The following is a 22,003-nucleotide window of genomic DNA, read 5'->3' on the forward strand; positions in this document are numbered from 1 at the left end:
CACTAAAAAGTCTTTTAGCTGGTATTTTATCCAATCGTAAATCCTGCAACTAAAATAGTCATTTGGATTATTTCAATTGCTATTATAAGATTAGCATCGATGGTTATAGGCATTAAAAAATATAAAACTTTTGCAAGTCTTCATACTTACGGAAATAAAATCACTGGCTTAGTTTTATTCATATTTCCAATATTACTTCCATTTGTTCATACAACAGTATTGATGTATATAATTTGTGCCGTGGTAAGCATATCAGCAATTGAGGAATTGATTATTCAGTTAACATCAAGTCAACTGCAATTAAATAAACAAAGTATATTTGAAAACCGAACATAATCTTTAGGTTTATTTAAGACGTATTTTTCTTAAATAGTACATCAATCGTGATTCTACGATACATGAATAATTGTATTTTAATGTACAGTAGCTTTTTATTAAATTAATATGTAAATAGGAATTTGAGAGGAGAAATTCAAATGAACATTGCTCTTTCGATTGCAATAGGTGCTACTTTTTTATGTGCTTTTGTTGCCATTAATAAAAAAAATAACAAGAAATAAACTTCAATTTATCCACATTGTTTTCCGCAAGCCGTTTCCTAATATAATAACATGCTAATTAACTTTATAATTAGCATGTTATTTTTATCTGCATAAGGTTGTGGAAGCATATGTTTTATTTGCTAATTATTTCAATATAATAATAAAAATATGTTACAATTTTATTATAGGTTATCTATATCATAAAAGAACAATACATAGATCATTGTATTTAATGATTTTTATTACAGGGGGTTGAAAATTGAGAGTTTATTGGACGAGATTGAAAATGAGTATTGAAAAAATGTTGTTTAAAAAAAGGAGCATTAAAAAAACAAGGATTATAACAATCATTAATATTATTCTTATATTAGTAAGTTTGTTCATTGATGGAAAGTTCAATTTTGTCATTGGTATTTTATTTTTTAACTTAATAATAAATATACATAGTTGTATACTTTTCAATAAGGAAAATGGGAAGAATCGTTAGTTGTTGTAACTAACGATGTTAAAATAAGGAGATGATAGTATGACCACAATGACAACCATTTTATTGTTTATATTTAATTTTATAGCTATAATCGTTTTAATAAGTCTAATTTCAAGTAAGTATGAGTATAGTGGCAATAATAGGCTTCTTGTCAGATACTCGTATTGCAGTTGAAAAACGTTGGTGATATGTAAACTATGAGCTAGACTCTAAATGTTAAAAGTGATGTATATTATTACATAAGAGTTTAAGAAAAGGATACTGAATATAATTAGATAAGGTATAACTTCACTTTTTTCGTAAAATACGAATTAAATTTAAGAGGTGATAATAATGGAAAATGAAATTCAGATAATTACAGATATAGATAAAGAGATAGGAGAAATATTAGATACATTGACGAAGGATTATGGAATGAGCACAGAATGTCTATCACATTTGTTGGGCGTAAAAAGTGATGGACACAAGATTGAAGTACCAACAGGGTTTGCAGAGCGTTCTTCTTTTGGAAATTTAATAGCAATGTTAGACATTATTCCAAAGGAGGAACCAGATTTTAAGTTTAAAGCATTTTTAAGAGTTCTAATTGAAGTACATAAGATTAGTGCTGATACTATTGCCAAATTTGCAAAAATCCCAACACAGTATGTTTTAGATTTCATGATTGATAGTAGCACAGTGCCAATTGAGATAAAATATAAGCTTGCATCGGTAATAATGACATTAAGACTTATATTTAAAACTGTTGAGCCTAAAATATAATATATGTTATATTAAGCGATTTCGGACATGCTGAATATTATTCTTATATTGTTAACTAACTAGAGTAAAAAACACTCTAGTTTTATTTTATTTGAGAGTTTTAATATAAACTTTATGGGACTTATTTTAGATATTACTTGCTTAACGTAGGCAAAAGTCATGTTTATATCTAATTTATGTCTTAAATTAGGTTTTGTCGGATGATCTATACTAACTCACATAGAAATGGCCTAGGCAATTGATTTTAATGTTGTTTATATATAAAAGAATTGATGGTATATTAAGGAAATAGTTCTTTAACGACAAAATAGAACACTCTCCGATGCAAATGAGATAATCTAATAAATATGAATAAATATTTATCAGTAGCAACTTGTTCTATATTTATCATATTGACATAAGTAAAAAAAAGGCATACACTGTGTACATGCAGTTAATACAGTTAATACAGTAAGAACAGAGACACATGTTTCTTTAAAGGAGACTTAAAATGAAAATAATAATCTCAAACTCATCTGATGAGCCGATATATGAACAGATTACAACACAGATAAAAAATCATATTTTTAACGGACAATTAAATGAAAGTGATGCACTTCCATCTATTAGAAATTTAGCTATTGAGCTTCGAATCAGTGTCAGTACAACTAAAAGGGCTTATGAAAAGCTTGAAATGGAAGGTTTTATAAACACTGTACCGGGTAAAGGATCCTATGTGGCAGGGCAAAACAAAGAGTTATTGAGGGAAAGAAAGCTGAAAATTATTGAAGGAAAATTAACAGAGGCTATTGAAGAAAGCAAATTTATTGATTTGTCTTTAGACGATTTGAAAGAATTACTTGATATTTTATCTGAAAATATTAAATAGGGGTGGGGATTAATACGGATAATATTTTAGAGGTTAAAAATTTAACCAAAAACTATAAAGATTTTACTTTAAAGGATGTAAATTTTGAATTGAAAAAAGGTTATATTATGGGATTTATAGGGCCAAATGGGTCAGGCAAAAGTACTACAATAAATCTTATAATGAATTTGATTAAAAAAGATTCAGGAGATGTGAAAATTTTTGGTCTTGATAACATAAAAAGTGAAAAGGATATTAAACAGAGAATAGGTTTTGTATACGATGAAACATACTGTTATGAAAATTTAAAATTAATTGAAATGAAAAATATAATATCTCGGTTCTATAAAAATTGGGATGATAATGCATTTAGTAAATATCTTTTAGATTTTAACTTACCTAAAAATAAAAAGATAAAAGAGTTGTCAAAAGGTATGAAAATAAAATATTCTCTTGCTATTGCACTTTCACATAAAGCTGAACTTATTTTAATGGATGAACCAACTTCAGGGTTAGATCCTGTATTTAGAAGTGAATTATTACAAATTCTTCGTTTTATCATTCAAGATGAAAATAAAAGTATATTTTTTTCAACACATATAACTACAGATTTAGAGAAGGTGGCTGATTCAATTACATTTATTAATAAGGGCAAGATAGTTTTTTCAGATTCTAAAGATGATATATTAGAAAAATACAAAATAGTGAAAGGCGATCGATCACTTATAACTGATAATACAAAGCGAGAATTTATTGGAATGAATGAAAGTTCTTTTGGATTTGAAGCTTTAACTGACAACGCTGAAAGAATAAAAAAGGTTATTGGTAAAGACATTTTAATTGAAAGAGCAACTTTAGAGGATATTATGGTTTATACGGTTAAGGGGGGGAGGAATGGTTAACTTAGTTCTAAAGGATATTCTTATGCAGAAAAAAAGTACTAAGGATTTAATGATAGCAATCTTATTAAATTTTACTATCATTTGTATTCTACAATTTCTAGGAGCTGCATCAGTTTATATTTTAACACCATCTATATTTGCAAATTCATTAATTACAAGCAGTTGCGGATTTGGTGAAAGAAACGATGTTGATAGAATGATTAACAGTCTGCCAGTAAGCCGAAAAGAAATAGTTATTAGCAAATATTTATCTAGTTTTGTTTTCCTTATTATTGGAATTGCTATTACCATACTATTTGCTTCTATAATCAAATTTTCTGGACTTAGTCATATTAATAGATTTATGAATTTAACTGATATAATAATAGTTTCAATTTTTACTGTTGTTTACAGTTCCGTATATTTACCCATTTATCTATGGCTTGGATACTTAAAATCACAATTGATTAACAAGGTTTTGAATTATTTTATATTCATTTGTTTAACTATTACAGTTGTGATAGTTACTCTCATTGACAATGCTACTGCAAAAGATTCTTTAATGAATTTTGTGATTTTGCCTAATTTTGAATTATATATGGTTATATCATTTCTATGTAGCTCAATTATATTAATTTCTATATCGATTTTTACTTCACTCAAGATTTATATTAATAAGGATTTATAGATTAAAATAATAAGTTTGAAAACTAATTTAAATTAAATGTTAGGGGGTAGTAAATTGTTAATAGCGGCGATTACAGATTATGTTGTGAGAAAACAAATTGCATTTTTTTTATTAGGAATCGCAATTTTATTATCAATAAAAGTATATATAAGAATAAAAAATAATTAAGGTTTTAATGGAGGGAGCAATATGTTTAATTTAGCTTTAAAGGACATTAGCATTACCAAAGGAACTTTTCCAGTAGTTTTAATACTATGTTTTACAAATAATTTATTTTTCATAAATGCTCCAGCTTTTATTTATGTGATAGTTCCGCCACTTATTGCTTATGAGTATTTTAAGAACTCCTGTGAAAATGATTATAAGTTTAAGTCTAATATTATGTTTAACAGTTTACCAGTAAATAGAAGAGAGGTAGTATTTTCAAAATATATAGGATCCGTAATATTTTTAATTTTTGCTATGATTTGTACTATAATCTTCACATTTCTATTTAGGCGTATAGGGGTTTCTGGTTTAGGCGTTGGTACATTTATTCATGTAAGTAAGTTAATGCATCTTGATGATTTTAGTAAACTAATGAATTTCAAAAGTATAATTATGTATTCGATTTTAAGTACTATATTGTTAATATCTATTTATTTCCCAATTTATTTTAAATTAGAATATTTAAAGGTACGAAATATTTTTGCTCTTGTAAGTATTCTTATCTGTATTATTCCAATCTTATTTTTGTACATTATGGGGAGTGAAAATTTTTATAATATTATTAAATATTTTAGTGGTATACCAGGTATAATAGCTAATGTTGCTCTCGTATGCATATTACTTATAATATTGTACACATCGGTGAATATATCAATTAAGTATTATGAGAACAAAGATTTAATTCTTTGAAAATCTGTTTATGTATGGTTTCCTAAAAGTATAAAAATTGCACTTTATTTTGTATACATGAGCATTTGGTTAGTGTACATATATTTATTAATTAAAAGTTTTTATAAAAAAGTTACAAGTGCATGCTGATATTATGAATATTAAGTATTGTTAGTTGATTTTATTTTTGATAGTATTTACACTATCTACAAATTAAGAGGAGAATAAATATGAAAAAAGTGTTATTATTATTGGCAAATGGATTTGAAACATTTGAAGCAAGTGTTTTTATTGATGTAATTGGATGGAATTACATTGATGGTGATAAATCCACACAATTATTTACATGTGGAAGGACCAAGGAAGTAAACAGTACATTTAATCAAAGGATTGTAGTAGACTACACTTTTGATGAGGTAAATATTGATGATTATGACGCATTAGCAATTCCAGGAGGATTTATAGAATATGATTTCTATAGTGATGCTTATAACGAACAGTTTTTAGAAATTCTAAGGGGATTTGATAAAAAAGGTAAAACTATAGCCTCAATATGTGTTGCTGCATTACCCCTAGGAAAAAGTGGAGTTTTAAAAGGAAGAAAAGGAACTACCTACAATAAAAGAGATGGAATAAGGCAAAAACAGTTGAAAGATTTTGGTGTTGAAGTTATCAATCAACCAATAGTAATTGACCAGAATATAATTACATCTTGGAATCCATCGACTGCAATGGAAGTGGCTTTCATATTGTTAGAGAAATTGACAAATAAAGAAAATAAGGACAAGGTTAAAGAATTGATGGGATATTAAGAAAATAACTCTTTGGCTAAAAATAAATTGTGCTAAATAGCATATATTAAGAAAAGTTACTCTAAGCCTGAGGCTTTTCCAATACTAATTGTTATGTCCCCCCAGAGAACTGCCCAGAGGCAGGGTCTTAAATTAAAGAAAAAACAAAAATACTATTATGGGTATTTAATACATAAGCATTCATAAAGAATGTATTAATCACAAATGTACGAATGACAGATAATCGTAGATTAATACGAATTATAGATTATTTATATTTTATGGAGGAGAAATTACAATGATAAAACAAAATTTGAAAATAGGAAATATCCCTGCAATTTTGTGGGGCGATAAATCAGATAAGTTATTCGTAGTGGTGCATGGTAATATGTCAAATAAGGCAGACGATGCGATTGTTGTATTTGCAGAAGAGGCAACAGTAATAGGTTATCAAGTGCTTAGTTTCGATTTGCCTGAACATGGTGACCGTAAAGATGAAACCTATGCTTGCAAAGTCCAAAACTGTGTTCAAGATCTTAATACCATTATGCATTATGCACAATCATTATCAAATAATATAAGTATATTTGCTTGTAGTATGGGAGCATATTTTAGCCTGTTAGGATATAGACATGAGCCGTTGAAACAATGTTTGTTTCTCTCTCCTGTGGTAAATATGGAACTTATCATAAATAATATGATGACATGGTTTAGCATAAGTGAGGATAGACTAAAGACAGAAAAAGAAGTTTCGACACCAATTGGACAAACACTCTATTGGGATTACTACTGCTATGTGAAAGAACATCCTATTGTTGCTTGGAATAATCCAACTTCAATTCTTTATGGTTCAGAAGATAACTTATGTGAGTCTGATGTGGTATCTGCATTTGCAAAACACTTCGACTGTGATTTGCAAGTAATGGAGCATGGAGAACACTATTTCCACACCGAAGAACAACTGGAATTTTTCAGACAGTGGCTGAAAAAACATATTTACGTCAAAAACATAAAAGGCGCACTAACAAGGTGATACGCCTTTTATGTTTTTGCCAGTTATGACAACGAGATCTTACAGGTACTCTAGACCTTGTTGTAGGTTATCTATATAATAAAAGAATGATGCATAGATCATTTTGATTCCTTAGCGTGGATTTTTCTGACTTATCTATATTTAGTATCATAGAAGTGGCTTAAATAGCTAGTTTACAATTGTAGGTATGTAAACTATGTGCAATTACTTAATTTTAAAAACGGAGGTTAATAATGTATAATTATGTTATATTTGATATTGATGGTACGATTTTAGATACCGAATTTGCAGTTCTTTCATCACTCCAAAAATTAATGTTTGAAGAACTTAATAAAAATTTTAGCTTTGAAGAATTAAGATTCGCTTTAGGTATTCCAGGAGAGGTAACATTAAATAAACTTGGAATAACTAATCTTCATGAGTCTAATGAGAAATGGAATAGATATTTAGAAGAATATATTTCTCATGTGAAAGTTTTCGATGATATTAAGGATACATTAGTAAAATTAAATGAAATGGGAATTTCAGTAGGTATAGTTACTTCAAAGACTAAAAAAGAGTACATAAATGACTTTGTACCTTTTGGGTTAACCAATTACTTTAAATTAGTAGTTTGCGCAGACGATACAGAAAAACATAAGCCTAATCCAGAACCTATTTTAAAATTTATTGAATTATCAGGAGCAGATAAATCAAAGACAATTTACATTGGTGACACTAAATATGATATGGACTGTGCATCCAGTGCTGGTATAGATTTTGCATTAGCGTTATGGGGTGCTAAATCCTCAAGTGGGATTAATGCAAATTATATTTTTCAAAAACCTAAACAAATATTGGAATTTATAGAGGTTTAATCCGGATTAAGGGAAACTCAAAATTTGGGGATTCTCTTAAAGGGTGTAAAATATAAAAGATAAGAAAGATGTGTTAAATCATCTCCTGGGTCGCTGCAATATTAACGACTTTAGAAGGAGATTTATACTCCCACTGAAGTTTTCTATTTGTTAGAGTATGTAACCCCCACTTATAGAAGTGTTAGACTTTGCTCCTAAAATGTCGTTAAACCTTCTGCTTATCTTTTATTGTTAAAATACATACTATTGGATGTGAGCACATAACAATTAACAACTGTTATGTCCCCAGAGAACTATTCAGAGGCTTTGAATTTAATATTGGCAAATGAAGAATCAATCTTGACTATTAATTGTAAAAAAGGTTATCCACATTGTTTTCCGCAAGCTGTTTCCTATATCATAAAAGAACGATACATACATCATTGTAAAATATGACGCAGCAAAGAGTTGTCACTTAAACATAGATTTAATTAATTCTGTGTTTTTTATTGTGAAATTATATAGCATAAACTACTGTACACTATATAGTAGTTTGTGCTATTATGTAATTATGAGGTGAGAAAAATTGGAAATAAATAAAGAGATGATAAAAGGATATATCGAAAGTATAATATTGAGCCTTTTAGTAGGTGAAGATTTATACGGATATGACATTGCCAAAAAAATAAGAAATATAAGTCAAGAAACATTTGAGATTAAAGAGGGAACAATGTATGTTGTCTTAAAAAGACTTGAAAATAACGAGCTAATTTCCCCATATTGGGATGATACTGAAAGTGGTGGAGGAAGGCGTAGGTATTACAAAATTACAGCCGAAGGAATGAATTATTTAAACAATAAAAAAACTGAGTGGATATTTTTTAAAAAAATTATTGATACATTTTACAGGGGGGTATAATTTTATGGAACAGATTGATAAGTATGTTAATTCAGTTTACAAACATGTAGGTGGCAATAAAGAAGAAATCGAATCATTAAAATATGAAATGAAAAATCATTTATTGCAACTGATAGAAGAGTTAAAGTCTGAAGGAAAATCTGAAGAAGAAAGCATTTCCATTGCAATTAATAGATTTGGTGAAGAAAATCAAATTAAAAATGAATTAATTGGTATATTTAAGTTTGTGAACAAGAAGGCAAAAAAAACATTAATAATAGCAGTAGCCTTTCTCTTAATAACCATAATATCTGGTTCTGTTTCTATAATAGGCACCGACATTTATTGGAAACAAATTGAGACAAGAAATAATGAAATTTTTACTATAATGAATTCATATAGAAAAGATAACATAGATTCTATAAATAAAGATATTAGTACAGTATTTAATAAATCTAAAAAAAAGCTTATATATGTAGCACTGGCTAGTCCATTTAATGTTAATTTTAAGTTGGAAAATATAGAATACATATATCCAAGTGATTTTCAAGGTGAAGCTGTTGAGGAGGGTATTGGAGCTACGAGCAAGCAGATTACCACAGAGAAGGGTAGCAAAAATATAATTATAGGTAGCAGTAATGAAGACGTTCCCCTTAGGTATCTAAGAAAAATAGGTATATCATCCTTTGTCTGGCTTGGGCTTTAATAAAGGTTGATTTACGTATTAAATTTAGGCGCTGATTAAAGATGTTGCTTGGGAACATTCTTATAATTCAAATTAAGGGAAACTCAAAATTTTGGGATTCTCTTAAAGGTTGTAAAATATAAAAGATAAGCAGAAGGAGATTTATTAAAAAAGTCAGATAAACTGGACAGGTTATGTCTATAATGTGAAGCTGGAAAATGAACATTTAATTGATGAGTGTTGGGAAAAAGAAGAATGGTGATACGTCGAAATAATACTAAGTTATATTAGATAAGAAAGGAGAAAATATGGATAGAACAGATATCCCAATATTGATTCAAATGGCTTATATGCTATTCATTACTATATTATCACTTGTTAAACAAAGAAAATTAATCATACAATCCAAGCACAGTAAAATTTTTAGTATTGTAATGCTTCTTATCGGTGCAATCTTAGGAAGTTTAATGATTTATAAAAGACAAAAATCTTTTGAGGTGTTACTTGGATTAGGTTTATTTATTGAATTTTACCTTATCTCAAAATTAAGACAAGGTATTTATGAGAACGGTTTTTTGGCATGTACCAATTCTAGTACGGCATGGAGTCAAGTAAAAAGAGTGGAAATTTACAATAAAACACATGAAGTGAAAATTATGTATTACAATAATGCTGGCCCCAACGACTTAGCTTTTGAAAAGAAAAGTCTTAATTCAATTTTATATATTCTAAGAGAACATTTAGATAATGGATTCATTAAGATCATTAATAAGATATAAAGCTAATGAGTATTATCTTAGGTAAATTACCTATAAAGTTAAGACATATCATTCTTATAATCTGAATTAAGGTAAACTCAAAATTTGGGGATTCTCTTAAAGGTTGTAAAACATAAAAGATAAGCAGAAGGATGTGCTAGCGAACCTGAGGCAGGATGTCGAGTGTGGTCACATAATAATTAATAATTGTTATGTATCTAAGAGAACTACCCAGAGGCAGAGAATTTTATATTCGCAAAACACTGATTTTTAGGCGCAAAAAAAGTATATATTACGTATAATGCATTGAAGCAAGCTTTAGAACTTCTTATTTTATTTTTAATTAAGATGCGTTTCGAAAAACATATGTTTGAGCGACAGCGAGTTTATGTTTTCTAGCAGATTAATTAAAAATAAAATTAGTAGTTCTTAGTCAAGTGAATGCATTAATCGTATTGCAATACGCGTAATATATACTTTTTTTCTCTTTATTTTGAAGTTAAATAACCTTCTTTCATTAAAAGTTCAGCAGAAAGCACTGCGCCACCGGCTGCACCACGTAAAGTGTTATGAGATAGGCAAACAAATTTATAGTCAAACAATTTATCTTCCCTAAGTCTTCCAAGTGATATGCCCATTCCTTTTTCAATATCTCTATCTAGTCTAGCTTGAGGTCTATCATTTTCCTCAAAATAAGTTAGGAATTGCTCTGGGGCATTTGGTAGTTCTAAAAGCTGTGGTTTGCCTTCGTAACTTGCCCAATGCTTTAAAATAGTTTCTTTTGATGGTTTATTTTCAAAAGAAACAAAAACTGCAGCTAAGTGACCATCTGCCACAGGAACACGAATGCATTGAGTTGAAATTATAGGTTCCGCAGCATTAACTATCTTATTATTCTCCATATGGCCCCAAATTTTTAGGGGTTCCTGCTCGCTCTTTTCTTCTTCTCCACCTATATAGGGTATAACGTTGTCAATGATTTCCGGCCAGTCTGAAAATATTTTTCCAGAACCTGATATAGCCTGATAGGTGCAAACTAATATTTTTGTGGGTTTATATTCCATAAGGGCGCTTATAGCAGGAACATAACTTTGAATTGAGCAGTTGGGTTTCGCAACAATAAAGCCTCTTTTAGTGCCTAAACGCTTACGTTGTGCGTTAATTAGTTCAAAATGGTCAGCATTTATTTCTGGAATAACCATTGGAACATCAGGTGTACCTCGGTGTGCAGAGTTATTTGAAACTACAGGAGTTTCAGCCTTTGCATATTTCTCTTCAATTTCTCTTATTTCATTAGCGTTCATATTAACAGCACAGAAGACAAAATCTACCTCGCTGCTTATTACATCTACTTCATTTATATTTTTAATTACAATATTTTTAACGCTTTCAGGCATAGGTACGTCTAGTTTCCATCTGTTATTTACTGCGTCATAATAAGTTTTACCCACAGAGTTCTCACTAGCAGCAATAACAGCTATTTCAAAATAAGGGTGATTTTCAAGTAGTGTAACAAGACGTTGACCAACAAATCCAGTTCCACCTAATAATCCAACTTTTAATTTTTTATACATTGTATTAATACCTCCGATTCTAATGATATACATTTGTAGAAAAATATAAATATTACACTTAAATATATTAATATCCATGTTATACAGGGAATAGTATGATAAACATAAAATCATATATACTACTATTATATATATTGCTATTATAAATAATTATAATGTTAAAAAGTATATACTTCAAGCAATTTATTATATAGAATGGAAAGAAACGATAAATTTATATCTTGACAATGAAGTCATAAGTTATATAATTTTCTTTAGAAGAAGTCTAATAGAAATGGGGAATAAAGTTGGCTAAAAATGAGAAAAATAAAATAAAGCTCTATGGGTTTAACAACTTAACAAAATCATTAAGTTTTAACATTTATGATATTTGCTATACAAAAACAGAAGAGGATCGCAAAAGATATATAGAGTATATTGATGAACAATACAACGCTGAGAGGTTAACAAAAATTCTTACCGACGTTACTGAGACGATAGGCGCAAGTGTGCTAAATATTGCAAAGCAGAACTATGATCCCCAAGGAGCAAGCGTAACATTACTTATTTCAGAGGAAGAAATTCCATTATATGTGGTGGATCCTACCTGTAATAGAGGAATTTTAACTCCGATTCGTGAGAATATCGTGGGACATTTAGATAAAAGTCATGTAACAGTACATACTTATCCTGAAAGCCATCCTCAAAATGATATAAGCACTTTTAGAGTAGATATAGATGTAGCCACTTGTGGTACTATTTCGCCATTAAAAGCTCTAAATTACTTAATAGATAGTTTTGATTCGGATATTATTACTATTGATTATAGAGTTCGCGGCTTCACTAGAGATATGGATGGTCAAAAACATTTTATAGATCATGAAATTAATTCTATACAAGATTATATTTCAAAAGAAACTATAAATAAATACAACTTAATTGATATGAATATATATCAATCTAATATATTTCATACTAAAATGATATTAAACGATTTTGAGCTTGATAATTATTTATTTGAGATTAAACAAGAAGATTTAAATGAAGATGAAAAATGTGATATTATACAAAAATTAAAAAAGGAAATGGGCGAAATATTTTATGGTATGGATATTTCTAATGAGTAAATTTCTATGAAATTTTATCTAAGGCACATTAAAATGAATAATTATTCATTTTAATGTGCCTTAATAATTATGAGCTTTATCATAAAGCATGATTATAGAGTTATAGATTTTTAGCTATCTGTAATAAAAACTGATACAGAAAATAATTGTAAATATTTAACAGAATATTGGCGGGTAATATAGTTATAAATGTAACACTTATTCCCAAAAAAATTTTATTGATATAAAAAAAATGTAATTATCTTTAAATATTTATATATTTTTATTATGAAACTTAAAACAGTGTAATAATATTCTAATCCTAAAAGAAACTTTAGTAAACTTGTAGATAAATAATTATTATAAGGAGCAAAATCCACCAATATTTTCCCTATTATTATGATACAATTATAAAAACATTATAAAAATATTATTATAAATATTCAAATAAATGCAGTTAAATAAGGCTTTGCTTTCGTTTTAATAAATTTTAGAATTCAAAATTTATTATATACAATTACTAAATTATAATTTTTATATGTTTAAAGTGGAGGGTATATTCCTAATTTTTAAAGCGAAATTGTGGATGAGCCTCTTGGGGATGGCAAGCCATCAAATATTTTTCTTTGATTAGTTGTTTTGAAAATCCCTAAAGATTCTATGTACCTTGTAGATAAATTTTATGAAACGTATTTGTTCTCATTAATGTATGCATTTTCTAAAGATTTTTTTTTGTGTTTTTACATGATGAGGTAATTAGGTGTAAAAATGTGTAAAAATCTTTATTAAGTAAGATGTTAGCTTTAGTAAAAGTTAGTATTGTAGCTCCGCAGGAGATGATTTAATTAGTAAAGGTTTAGAAAGGAGAGAACTAGCATGATAAAAAAAGAAATGATAGCTATGATATTGGCAGGAGGCCAAGGGTCAAGACTAAAACAATTAACTAAAATCACAGCAAAGCCTGCGGTTCCATTTGGAGGAAAGTATAGAATTATAGATTTTTCTTTAAGTAATTGTTCTAATTCGGATATAGACACTGTAGGAGTTCTTACTCAATACCAACCTTTGGCTTTAAACTCTCATATAGGTATAGGCGCACCTTGGGATTTAGATAGGAAAAACGGAGGGGTGAGTCTACTTCCACCTTACCAAAGTCAAGATGGTGGAAATTGGTATAATGGCACAGCAGATGCTATATATCAAAACACAAATTACATCGATAGCTTCGAACCAGAGTATGTTCTTATTTTATCAGGAGACCATATTTATAAAATGGATTATTCCAAAATGTTAGATTATCACAAAGAAAAAGGCGCAGATGTTACCATTGCAGTATTAGAAGTAACGAAGGCCGAGGCAAGTAGATTTGGAATAATGAACACACGAGAGGATCACAGCATCTTTGAATTTGATGAAAAACCAGAAGAGCCTAAAAGCAATTTAGCATCTATGGGAGTTTATATTTTTAAATGGTCTGTTCTTAAACAGCTTTTAAAAGATGATAACCTTGATAAAAATTCCAGTAACGATTTTGGTAAGAATATAATACCAAAAATGTTGATAAATAATCAAAAATTATATGCATATCCATTCAAAGGGTATTGGAGAGATGTTGGTACTATTGAAAGTTTATGGGAAGCTAATATGGATTTGCTATCTGACGATAACGAACTCGATATACATGATAATCAATGGAAAATATATACAGTGAACCCTATGATGCCACCACAATATATCGGACCTAGCGCAAGCATTGACAATGCAATGCTCAATGAGGGATGTACTGTTTTTGGAGAAATAAGCAATTGTGTGCTTTTTCATGGAGTACATGTAGGAAAAAACACTAAAATAACTAATTCCGTAATTCTACCTAATACTAAAATAGGCAATAATGTGGTAATAGATAAAGCTATTATAGGAAGTAATGTTACCGTAAGACGTAATGTGCATATTGGCAATGGAGAAGACATTATTGTTATAGAACAAGGAAGAGAAATTAAGGTTGATTCAAAGAAAGTAACTAAATTATAAAACTTGCGAGGTGAGAGCATGCTTAAAAATTATATAGGAATATTAATGTTAAATGAGCAAGAAGATAATATTAAAAGTCTTACAAAATCGAGACCTATAGCGTCGATTCCTATAGGTGGGAGATATAGAATTATTGATTTTGTGCTTTCGAATATGATTAATTCGGGTATTCATAATATAGGTATGTTTACTAACACAAAATCGAGGTCCTTAGTGGATCATTTAGGTTCAGGGAAACCATGGGATTTAGATAGAAAAATAAATGGACTATTTTTGTTTAATCTTACCTCAGAAACATCACAATTAAAAGATATAGATGCAATAAGTGAAAACATGGAATATATTTATAGAACTAAGCAAGAGTATGTAATAATATCTTCTTCTTATATGTTATGTAACATGGATTACAATGAGGCTGCTAAGTATCACGAAGAATCCGGTAGCGATATAACGGTAGTATACAAAAAAACAAATAATGGGAAGACGCATTATGTAAGTTGTAGCACTTTATATATTGATGAAGAAAATAAAGTTTTGAACATTGGAAAAAACATAGGAGCAGAGGACGAACTAAATATATCAATGGAAATGTATATAATGAAAAAAAGCACTCTTATAGCTATTGTAAACAAGTGCATTCAGACTGGATATCATAATTCGATGAAAGAAGTTATTTGTAGTGAAATTACTGAACTTAATGTAAATGCATATGAGTTTAAAGGATACCTCCAATGTGTAAATTCTGTAAAAAATTATTATAAAACTAGTATGGATATGCTAAATGGTAAAGTAACCAAGGAATTATTCTTTAACAAAGGGTTAATCTATACAAAGAGTAAAGATGAAGCTCCTACTAAATACTTTAATGGATCAAAGGTTAGTAATGCTTTGATTTCCAATGGATGTATTTTAAAAGGAAGTATAGAGAAAAGTATAATTTCAAGAAGGGTGACGGTACACGAAGGGGCAGAAATCAAAAATTGTATAATATTTCAGAATTGCGAAATTAAAAAAGGTTGTAAACTGACTAATGTTATAATTGATAAAAATACAATTATAAGTGAAAATACAGTACTAAATGGGGATGAAGATTTTCCGGTGGTTATTGAAAAAAAATTTCGGCCATAACAATTTTAAAAAATAAGGTATATGAAAATAAATAACAAGTATACTTACTTGTTCAGCTTGTTTACAAAATAACAAGTATACTTACTTGTTATTTATTTTCATATATTTAATGGGGGGTTTAGTATGAAAGTATTATTTGTGGCTTCTGAAGCATATCCTTTTATAAAAACTGGAGGCCTTGGGGATGTTGCATATGCACTGCCTAAAGCTTTAAGAAAGCTCGGCATTGACGCAAGAGTAATTATACCTAAATATAGTAAAATTCCTTTGTCATTTAAAAATTGCATGGAAACTATAGCTAGTTTTAAGGTTAAAGTTGGTTGGAGAGATAAGTATTGTGGACTACAACATTTGACTTATGATGAGGTGCCTTATTATTTTGTAGATAATGAAGATTATTTTAAAAGGCCTGAGATATATGGATATTATGATGATGGAGAGAGATTCTCTTACTTTTCAAAAGCAATCTTAGAATCTATAAAATACATGGGGGATTTCGTGCCAGATATAATTCATTGTAATGATTGGCACTCTGGAATAGTACCAGCTTTACTTAAAGAAAATTATAGTGAAGATGAGCGATATAATGAAATAAAAAGTGTATTCACTATACACAATTTGAAATATCAAGGAGTATTCAACAAAGAGATACTAGGTGATTTAATAGATTTAGATTGGAAATATTTTAATGATGAAGCATTAAAATTTTATGACAATGTATCATTTATGAAGGGCGGGATTGTTTTCTCAGATGCAGTAACTACTGTAAGCAACACTTATGCAAGAGAAATACAAACTCCTTTTTATGGGGAATCGCTAGATGGATTATTAGCCTCAAAGGCTGAAAATATATATGGCATAGTAAATGGTATAGATTATGATCTCTATGATCCTAGGGTGGATAAAAAAATATTTTGCAATTATGATGAAAAAAGTATAAAACAGAAAGTGAAAAACAAATTAAAGCTACAAGAAAAACTAGGGTTTACCGTAGATGAAGAAATGCCAATGATAGGAATTACCACTAGACTAGTGAAACAAAAAGGCTTAGATTTAATTGTGGATAAACTCCAGGAATTGCTTATTCTTCCAATACAGATAGTACTGCTTGGTAATGGTGAAGGATATTATGAAGATATATTTCAATACTTTGCGTCTATTTACCCAAGTAGGATATCGACAAATATTATTTTCGATGAGGAGCTAGCACAGCAAATATACGCTGCTTCAGATATGTTTTTGATGCCATCTTTATTTGAACCTTGTGGCATAGGCCAGCTTATAGCCTTGAAATATGGAAGTATTCCAATTGTCAGGGAAACTGGAGGGCTCAAAGACACCGTTATCCCTTATAATAAATATACTAGTATTGGTAATGGTTTTTCTTTTGAAAATTATAGTAGTCAAGAATTGTTAGATGCTATAAAGAGGGCTCTGGATTTATACAAAGACAAAGAGTCTTGGAATAAATTAGTTCAAAATGCCATGATTTCAAACAATAGTTGGGAAAATTCGGCTGAAAACTATATGGAATTATATACTAATCTGAAAAGTAAATTTTAAAATTGCTAGGTGGTGAATATTATAGTAATAGATAAAGAAATATTTAAATTGGACTATGTAGAGAAACTACAAACAATGTTTGCAGAAGATGAAATTGATGCATCGCCTCTGCATCAATATTATGCTTTAGGTGCACTAGTAAAAGACTATTGCTCTAAACCATGGATAGAAAGTAATAAAGCGTATGGAAAAAATAGAGGAAAACAAGTGTATTATTTTTCTATGGAATTTTTAATTGGTAGATTACTAGATAGTAATCTAGTTAATCTAGGTATAAAGGATATTTGTGAGGATGCTCTTAATGATTTAGGAATTAGTTTAAAAAAGATAGAGGATATAGAATCGGATGCGGGGCTCGGTAATGGTGGGCTTGGAAGATTGGCAGCATGTTTCTTAGATTCTATGGCATCTACGCAGATACCGGGTCATGGTTGCGGCATAAGGTATAAATATGGATTATTCAAACAGAAAATAGAAAATGGTTATCAAGTAGAAGTTCCTGATAATTGGTTAAGAAATGGTAATTCGTGGGAAATAAGAAAAGAAAGCAAGTCTGTAGAAGTAAGATTTGGTGGAGATGTACATTTAAATAAAGAGAATGGATTAACAAGAGTTAGCCATGAAAATTATGAGTGTGTAAGGGCGGTACCATACGACACTCCAATAAAAGGATATGAGAATAATACTGTAAATACATTAAGGCTTTGGAGCGCAGAAACTATGGAGGAAGATTTTGATTTTTCATCCTTTAGTCAAGGAAATTATGCAAAAGCTGGTGAAAACAAATATTCAGCGGAGGCTATTTCACAAATTTTATATCCAGATGATAGCTATGAAAAGGGTAAATTACTAAGGCTTAAGCAAGAGTATTTTTTTGTGAGTGCTGGATTACAAAGTATTTTAAGAAATTATAAAAAGAAGAAACTTTCATTTAGTGAGTTTCATAAACACGTGGCGGTGCAGATAAATGATACCCATCCGGCTGTAGCTGTGGCTGAACTAATGAGGCTATTAATTGATGAGGAGGGTTTATCTTGGGACGCTGCAATGGATATTACAACGCGAACTATGGCATATACTAACCATACAATTATGGCAGAGGCACTAGAAAAATGGCCTGTAGATATGTTTAAAAAATTACTTCCACGTATTTATATGATTGTAGAAGAAATAAACAGGCGTTTTTGTAATGAAGTGTATCATAGGTACAATGGAGATTGGAATAAAGTCAATAAAATGTCTATTATTTATGATGGATATATAAGGATGGCGTATCTCGCTATTGTAGGAAGCCATTCTGTTAATGGAGTTGCAAAATTGCATACAGAATTATTAAAGCATCAAGAATTGGCTGATTTTTATGAGTTCTTCCCAGAAAAATTTAACAACCAAACTAATGGCATAACTCATAGAAGATGGCTATTAAATTCTAATCAAAAGCTCGCAGAACTTATAACGGAAACTATAGGTTATGGGTGGGTAAAGTCTCCAAATGAGCTCCATAAATTAATGGATTATTCAAAGGATACCGCTTTTCAAGAAAAAACACATAGCATAAAAACGAATAATAAAATAAAATTTTCAAACTATATATTAACCAACTATGGAACTGAAATTGATCCGAATTCCATATTTGACGTTCAGGTAAAAAGACTGCATTCCTATAAAAGACAAACTTTAAATGTATTCCATATAATGCATTTATATAACCAGCTTCTTGAAAACCCTAATTTAGATATGGTTCCAAGAACTTTTATATTTGGTGCGAAAGCTTCTCCAAGTTATTATATAGCAAAACAAACTATTAAACTTATTAATACAATAGCCTCTAAGATAAATAATGATCCTATAGCGCGCGGTAAAATAAAGATAGTATTCCTTGAAAATTATGGTGTGTCATTAGCTGAGAAAATTATTCCTTGTGCTGATGTTAGTGAACAGATTTCTACTGCATCTAAGGAGGCTTCTGGAACTGGTAACATGAAATTTATGATGAATGGGGCTATAACACTAGCAACCTTAGACGGGGCAAACGTAGAAATATTTGAAGCAGTCGGAAAAGAAAATATTATATTATTTGGACTAACATCAGAAGAAGTAATAGAATATTACAAGAATAAAAGTTATAACTCTTATGATATATATAATAGCGATCAAAGAGTAAATACTATAGTGAATCAATTGGTAAATGGATTTTTAGAAACTCCTAAAATGGAATTTATGAGCATATATGATAGTTTACTATTACACAATGATGAGTATTTTGTGCTTAAAGATTTTGATGCTTATGTAAAGGCACATAGAGAAATTGACAGGTTATATAGACAAAAGTCCATTTGGCAACAAATGGCCATTACAAATATTGCTAAGTCGGGTATCTTTTCAAGTGATAACACTGTAGAGAAATATGCAAAAGAAATTTGGGGAATTCCTGCGGTTAATATTAAATTATAATTGTATAAAAATGCTGTACTAGATTATTATCTAGTACAGCATTTTTTTAAATACATATTGATTTAACGAAAAAAATGTTGTAGTATTGATATACAACTATAAATACGAACAATTAATAAAAAACAAAACTTAATATTCGCAAACTCATATAAGCTTAGAAATATGGACTAAGCGTTTCTACCAAGTAGCCGTAAAATACTTGACTATGGGTGTTTTAATAAAAATAGTTAAATTATTCTAAAATGAATTTTTTTATTATAAACTCCCTAGCTAACGCGTTAAGCCGTTAATAGAGGAGTTTTTTGTTTTGCAATGAATCGTATGTCGAAAATATAGTTAATAAAGGAGAAGATTATGGAAATATTAAAGGATAAAATATTAACGCAAGGGTCAGTAATAGGTAGTGGAATTTTAAAGGTTGATAGTTTTTTGAATCATCAAATTGATATAGTGCTATTAAATGAAATTGGAAAAGAATTTAAAAAAAGGTTTGCACAACATGAAATCACAAAAATATTAACAGTTGAAGCATCAGGTATAGGAATAGCATGTATTGTGGCACAATACTTTGGTAACATTCCTGTAGTTTTTGCAAAAAAACATGAAGCCACTAATTTGGATAGCAATACATATGAAGCTGATGTGTTTTCTTTTACAAAAAATAAGAATTATAAAATTAGAACTAGTAAAAAATATATAAAAAAAGAAGATAAGATTTTAATAATTGATGACTTTTTAGCTAATGGGAATGCTGCATTAGGACTTATAAAAATTGTACGTCAGGCTGAAGCCGAAGTGGTTGGAGTGGGAATTGTAATCGAAAAAGCATTTCAAAATGGAAGAATATGCATAGAAAAGGAGGGTGTTAAAGTAGAATCATTAGCCATAATAAAATCTTTACAAGATAACAAGATAGTTTTTAGCTAAGACTTATTATTTATTATAGGGGAGGAATTAACAATGAAGAAAAAATTAGGAAGTTTATTAATAGTACTTACATTAGTTATGCCTTTAATGATTGCAGGATGTGGCACTGATAAGAAAACTGAGACAAAAGGTACGCAAAAAAAGGAAATAAACGTAGGGTTTATATATGTAGGACCTGTAGGTGACGAAGGCTGGACTTACTCTCATGATGTTGCAAGAAAAGAGATTGAAAAACAGCTAGCTGTAAAAACTTTGTATAAAGAATCAGTAAAAGAGGATTTAGCAGAAGTTGAAAAAGTATGTGAAGAAATGATTAATCAAGGAGCTAACGTTATTGTAGGAACAAGTTTTGGATTTATGGATGGAATGGAAGCATCAGCTGCGAAACATCCTGAAGTTAAATATCTACATGCATCTGGGTACAAAACTTCAGAAAATATGTCAAACTATTTTGGACGTATCTATCAAGCAAGGTATCTTTCAGGGATAGTTGCTGGGATGAAGACTAAAACTAATAAAATAGGATATGCAGCAGCACACCCAATTCCAGAAGTAATAAGAGGAATAAATGCTTTTGCTCTAGGGGTACAATCAGTGAATCCGAAAGCTGTAGTAAAAGTAAAATGGACTAATACTTGGTATGACCCAGCTAGAGAAAAAGAAGCAGGAAAGGCACTTATTGCAGAAGGTGTAGACGTAATTACCCAGCATCAAGATACTGCAGGGCCATTACAAGCTGCAGAAGAAGCAGGAATATCCGCTATTGGATATAATACAGATATGAAAGCTAAAGCACCTAAAGCATATATGACATCGCCAGTTTGGAATTGGACACCATATTATGTTGAGCAAATAAAAGCTATTAAAGCCGGTACGTGGAAATCAGCAAGTTATTGGAAAGGTTTAGAATCTGGAGTAGTGAGTCTTGCGCCGCTCACAGAAAATGCACCAACTGGAGCAAAAGAGGCTGTAGAAAAGGCTAAAACAGAGATTCTTTCAGGTGAAAACAAAATATTTGTAGGACCTTTAAAGGACCAAACGGGAACTACTAAAATTGAAAAAGGTAAAGTCATGACAGATGAGGAATTACTACAATTTAATTGGTTTGTTAAAGGCGTAGAAGGAAAAATAGAGAAATAATATATGATTTTAAAATA

At 29.7% G+C, this 22,003-nt stretch carries 20 protein-coding genes and 1 riboswitch; of the genes, 19 read left to right on the forward strand and 1 reads right to left on the reverse strand.

Annotation, left to right across the window (positions count from 1 at the left end; genetic code table 11):
- The first annotated feature begins 99 nt into the window (after positions 1–99).
- The 12 genes from KTC92_RS16665 to KTC92_RS16720 all read left to right on the forward strand — a co-directional run bounded on the left by KTC92_RS16665 (position 100) and on the right by KTC92_RS16720 (position 10,105).
- Positions 100–336 carry a hypothetical protein gene (locus KTC92_RS16665; RefSeq protein ID WP_258280631.1) on the forward strand — a complete coding sequence of 79 codons (237 nt, stop codon included), beginning with the start codon at positions 100–102 and terminating at the stop codon, positions 334–336.
- Positions 337–1,362: 1,026 nt separating this feature from the next.
- Entirely contained in the window at positions 1,363–1,791 is a 429-nt protein-coding gene (locus KTC92_RS16670) for an HTH domain-containing protein (protein ID WP_220286073.1), read from the forward strand.
- Positions 1,792–2,281: 490 nt separating this feature from the next.
- A complete protein-coding gene (locus KTC92_RS16675) occupies positions 2,282–2,659 on the forward strand; it encodes a GntR family transcriptional regulator (RefSeq protein ID WP_220286072.1) in 378 nt (125 codons plus the stop codon).
- 2 nt (positions 2,660–2,661) lie between these two features.
- Positions 2,662–3,540 (forward strand): ABC transporter ATP-binding protein, encoded by an 879-nt coding sequence (locus KTC92_RS16680; RefSeq protein ID WP_258280632.1) that lies wholly within the window; start codon positions 2,662–2,664, stop codon positions 3,538–3,540.
- The gene (locus tag KTC92_RS16685) at positions 3,533–4,207 is read left to right on the forward strand and encodes an ABC-2 transporter permease (protein ID WP_220286071.1); all 675 of its coding nucleotides are present in this window, start codon (positions 3,533–3,535) and stop codon (positions 4,205–4,207) included. The genes KTC92_RS16680 and KTC92_RS16685 overlap by 8 nt, the downstream gene beginning before the upstream one ends.
- A gap of 189 nt (positions 4,208–4,396) precedes the next feature.
- Positions 4,397–5,104 carry an ABC-2 transporter permease gene (locus KTC92_RS16690; RefSeq protein WP_220286070.1) on the forward strand — a complete coding sequence of 236 codons (708 nt, stop codon included), beginning with the start codon at positions 4,397–4,399 and terminating at the stop codon, positions 5,102–5,104.
- Positions 5,105–5,313: 209 nt separating this feature from the next.
- Positions 5,314–5,895 carry a DJ-1/PfpI family protein gene (locus KTC92_RS16695; protein ID WP_216301940.1) on the forward strand — a complete coding sequence of 194 codons (582 nt, stop codon included), beginning with the start codon at positions 5,314–5,316 and terminating at the stop codon, positions 5,893–5,895.
- Positions 5,896–6,172: 277 nt separating this feature from the next.
- Positions 6,173–6,907: a carboxylesterase gene (locus KTC92_RS16700; protein WP_220286069.1), complete on the forward strand. Its 735-nt coding sequence runs from the start codon at positions 6,173–6,175 to the stop codon at positions 6,905–6,907.
- Between the two features lie 233 nt (positions 6,908–7,140).
- On the forward strand, positions 7,141–7,764 hold the full coding sequence (locus KTC92_RS16705) for an HAD family hydrolase (RefSeq protein ID WP_220286068.1): 624 nt from the start codon (positions 7,141–7,143) through the stop codon (positions 7,762–7,764).
- Positions 7,765–8,329: 565 nt separating this feature from the next.
- Positions 8,330–8,662, forward strand: coding sequence for a PadR family transcriptional regulator (locus KTC92_RS16710; protein ID WP_216301942.1), 333 nt, complete (start codon positions 8,330–8,332; stop codon positions 8,660–8,662).
- A 4-nt stretch (positions 8,663–8,666) separates the two neighbouring features.
- The gene (locus KTC92_RS16715) at positions 8,667–9,347 is read left to right on the forward strand and encodes a permease prefix domain 1-containing protein (protein ID WP_220286067.1); all 681 of its coding nucleotides are present in this window, start codon (positions 8,667–8,669) and stop codon (positions 9,345–9,347) included.
- A gap of 287 nt (positions 9,348–9,634) precedes the next feature.
- On the forward strand, positions 9,635–10,105 hold the full coding sequence (locus KTC92_RS16720) for a hypothetical protein (RefSeq protein ID WP_220286066.1): 471 nt from the start codon (positions 9,635–9,637) through the stop codon (positions 10,103–10,105).
- A gap of 467 nt (positions 10,106–10,572) precedes the next feature.
- Here KTC92_RS16720 and asd read toward each other — a convergent pair whose 3' ends face one another.
- Entirely contained in the window at positions 10,573–11,658 is a 1,086-nt protein-coding gene (asd, locus tag KTC92_RS16725; protein WP_216301945.1) for an aspartate-semialdehyde dehydrogenase, read from the reverse strand.
- A 287-nt stretch (positions 11,659–11,945) separates the two neighbouring features.
- Between asd and speD the strand changes: the two genes are divergently transcribed.
- The 7 genes from speD (at position 11,946) to KTC92_RS16760 (ending at position 21,986) form a co-directional block, all read left to right on the forward strand.
- Positions 11,946–12,764: an adenosylmethionine decarboxylase gene (speD, locus tag KTC92_RS16730; protein ID WP_216301946.1), complete on the forward strand. Its 819-nt coding sequence runs from the start codon at positions 11,946–11,948 to the stop codon at positions 12,762–12,764.
- An 855-nt stretch (positions 12,765–13,619) separates the two neighbouring features.
- Positions 13,620–14,774, forward strand: coding sequence for a glucose-1-phosphate adenylyltransferase (locus tag KTC92_RS16735; protein WP_216301947.1), 1,155 nt, complete (start codon positions 13,620–13,622; stop codon positions 14,772–14,774).
- A gap of 18 nt (positions 14,775–14,792) precedes the next feature.
- A complete protein-coding gene (gene glgD / locus KTC92_RS16740) occupies positions 14,793–15,902 on the forward strand; it encodes a glucose-1-phosphate adenylyltransferase subunit GlgD (protein WP_216301948.1) in 1,110 nt (369 codons plus the stop codon).
- A 123-nt stretch (positions 15,903–16,025) separates the two neighbouring features.
- On the forward strand, positions 16,026–17,465 hold the full coding sequence (glgA, locus tag KTC92_RS16745; RefSeq protein WP_220286065.1) for a glycogen synthase GlgA: 1,440 nt from the start codon (positions 16,026–16,028) through the stop codon (positions 17,463–17,465).
- Positions 17,466–17,486: 21 nt separating this feature from the next.
- The gene (locus tag KTC92_RS16750; protein WP_216302037.1) at positions 17,487–19,919 is read left to right on the forward strand and encodes a glycogen/starch/alpha-glucan phosphorylase; all 2,433 of its coding nucleotides are present in this window, start codon (positions 17,487–17,489) and stop codon (positions 19,917–19,919) included.
- Between the two features lie 124 nt (positions 19,920–20,043).
- Positions 20,044–20,145: riboswitch (purine riboswitch) on the forward strand.
- A 128-nt stretch (positions 20,146–20,273) separates the two neighbouring features.
- Positions 20,274–20,846, forward strand: a complete 573-nt coding sequence (locus tag KTC92_RS16755) for a xanthine phosphoribosyltransferase (protein ID WP_165411646.1) — start codon at positions 20,274–20,276, stop codon at positions 20,844–20,846.
- Between the two features lie 33 nt (positions 20,847–20,879).
- The gene (locus KTC92_RS16760; RefSeq protein ID WP_220286064.1) at positions 20,880–21,986 is read left to right on the forward strand and encodes a BMP family ABC transporter substrate-binding protein; all 1,107 of its coding nucleotides are present in this window, start codon (positions 20,880–20,882) and stop codon (positions 21,984–21,986) included.
- The last annotated feature ends 17 nt before the right edge of the window (positions 21,987–22,003 follow it).

The organism is Clostridium sp. CM027 (genome assembly GCF_024730565.1).
GTDB lineage: Bacteria > Bacillota > Clostridia > Clostridiales > Clostridiaceae > Clostridium_AD > Clostridium_AD estertheticum_B.

Coding starts and splice junctions, on each gene's coding strand:
- KTC92_RS16665 (WP_258280631.1), top strand. CDS start 100: ATGGTTATAGGCATTAAAAAATATAAAACTTTTGCAAGTCTTCATACT.
- KTC92_RS16670 (WP_220286073.1), top strand. CDS start 1,363: ATGGAAAATGAAATTCAGATAATTACAGATATAGATAAAGAGATAGGA.
- KTC92_RS16675 (WP_220286072.1), top strand. CDS start 2,282: ATGAAAATAATAATCTCAAACTCATCTGATGAGCCGATATATGAACAG.
- KTC92_RS16685 (WP_220286071.1), top strand. CDS start 3,533: ATGGTTAACTTAGTTCTAAAGGATATTCTTATGCAGAAAAAAAGTACT.
- KTC92_RS16690 (WP_220286070.1), top strand. CDS start 4,397: ATGTTTAATTTAGCTTTAAAGGACATTAGCATTACCAAAGGAACTTTT.
- KTC92_RS16695 (WP_216301940.1), top strand. CDS start 5,314: ATGAAAAAAGTGTTATTATTATTGGCAAATGGATTTGAAACATTTGAA.
- KTC92_RS16700 (WP_220286069.1), top strand. CDS start 6,173: ATGATAAAACAAAATTTGAAAATAGGAAATATCCCTGCAATTTTGTGG.
- KTC92_RS16705 (WP_220286068.1), top strand. CDS start 7,141: ATGTATAATTATGTTATATTTGATATTGATGGTACGATTTTAGATACC.
- KTC92_RS16715 (WP_220286067.1), top strand. CDS start 8,667: ATGGAACAGATTGATAAGTATGTTAATTCAGTTTACAAACATGTAGGT.
- KTC92_RS16720 (WP_220286066.1), top strand. CDS start 9,635: ATGGATAGAACAGATATCCCAATATTGATTCAAATGGCTTATATGCTA.
- asd (WP_216301945.1), bottom strand. CDS start 11,658: ATGTATAAAAAATTAAAAGTTGGATTATTAGGTGGAACTGGATTTGTT.
- KTC92_RS16735 (WP_216301947.1), top strand. CDS start 13,620: ATGATAAAAAAAGAAATGATAGCTATGATATTGGCAGGAGGCCAAGGG.
- glgD (WP_216301948.1), top strand. CDS start 14,793: ATGCTTAAAAATTATATAGGAATATTAATGTTAAATGAGCAAGAAGAT.
- glgA (WP_220286065.1), top strand. CDS start 16,026: ATGAAAGTATTATTTGTGGCTTCTGAAGCATATCCTTTTATAAAAACT.
- KTC92_RS16755 (WP_165411646.1), top strand. CDS start 20,274: ATGGAAATATTAAAGGATAAAATATTAACGCAAGGGTCAGTAATAGGT.
- KTC92_RS16760 (WP_220286064.1), top strand. CDS start 20,880: ATGAAGAAAAAATTAGGAAGTTTATTAATAGTACTTACATTAGTTATG.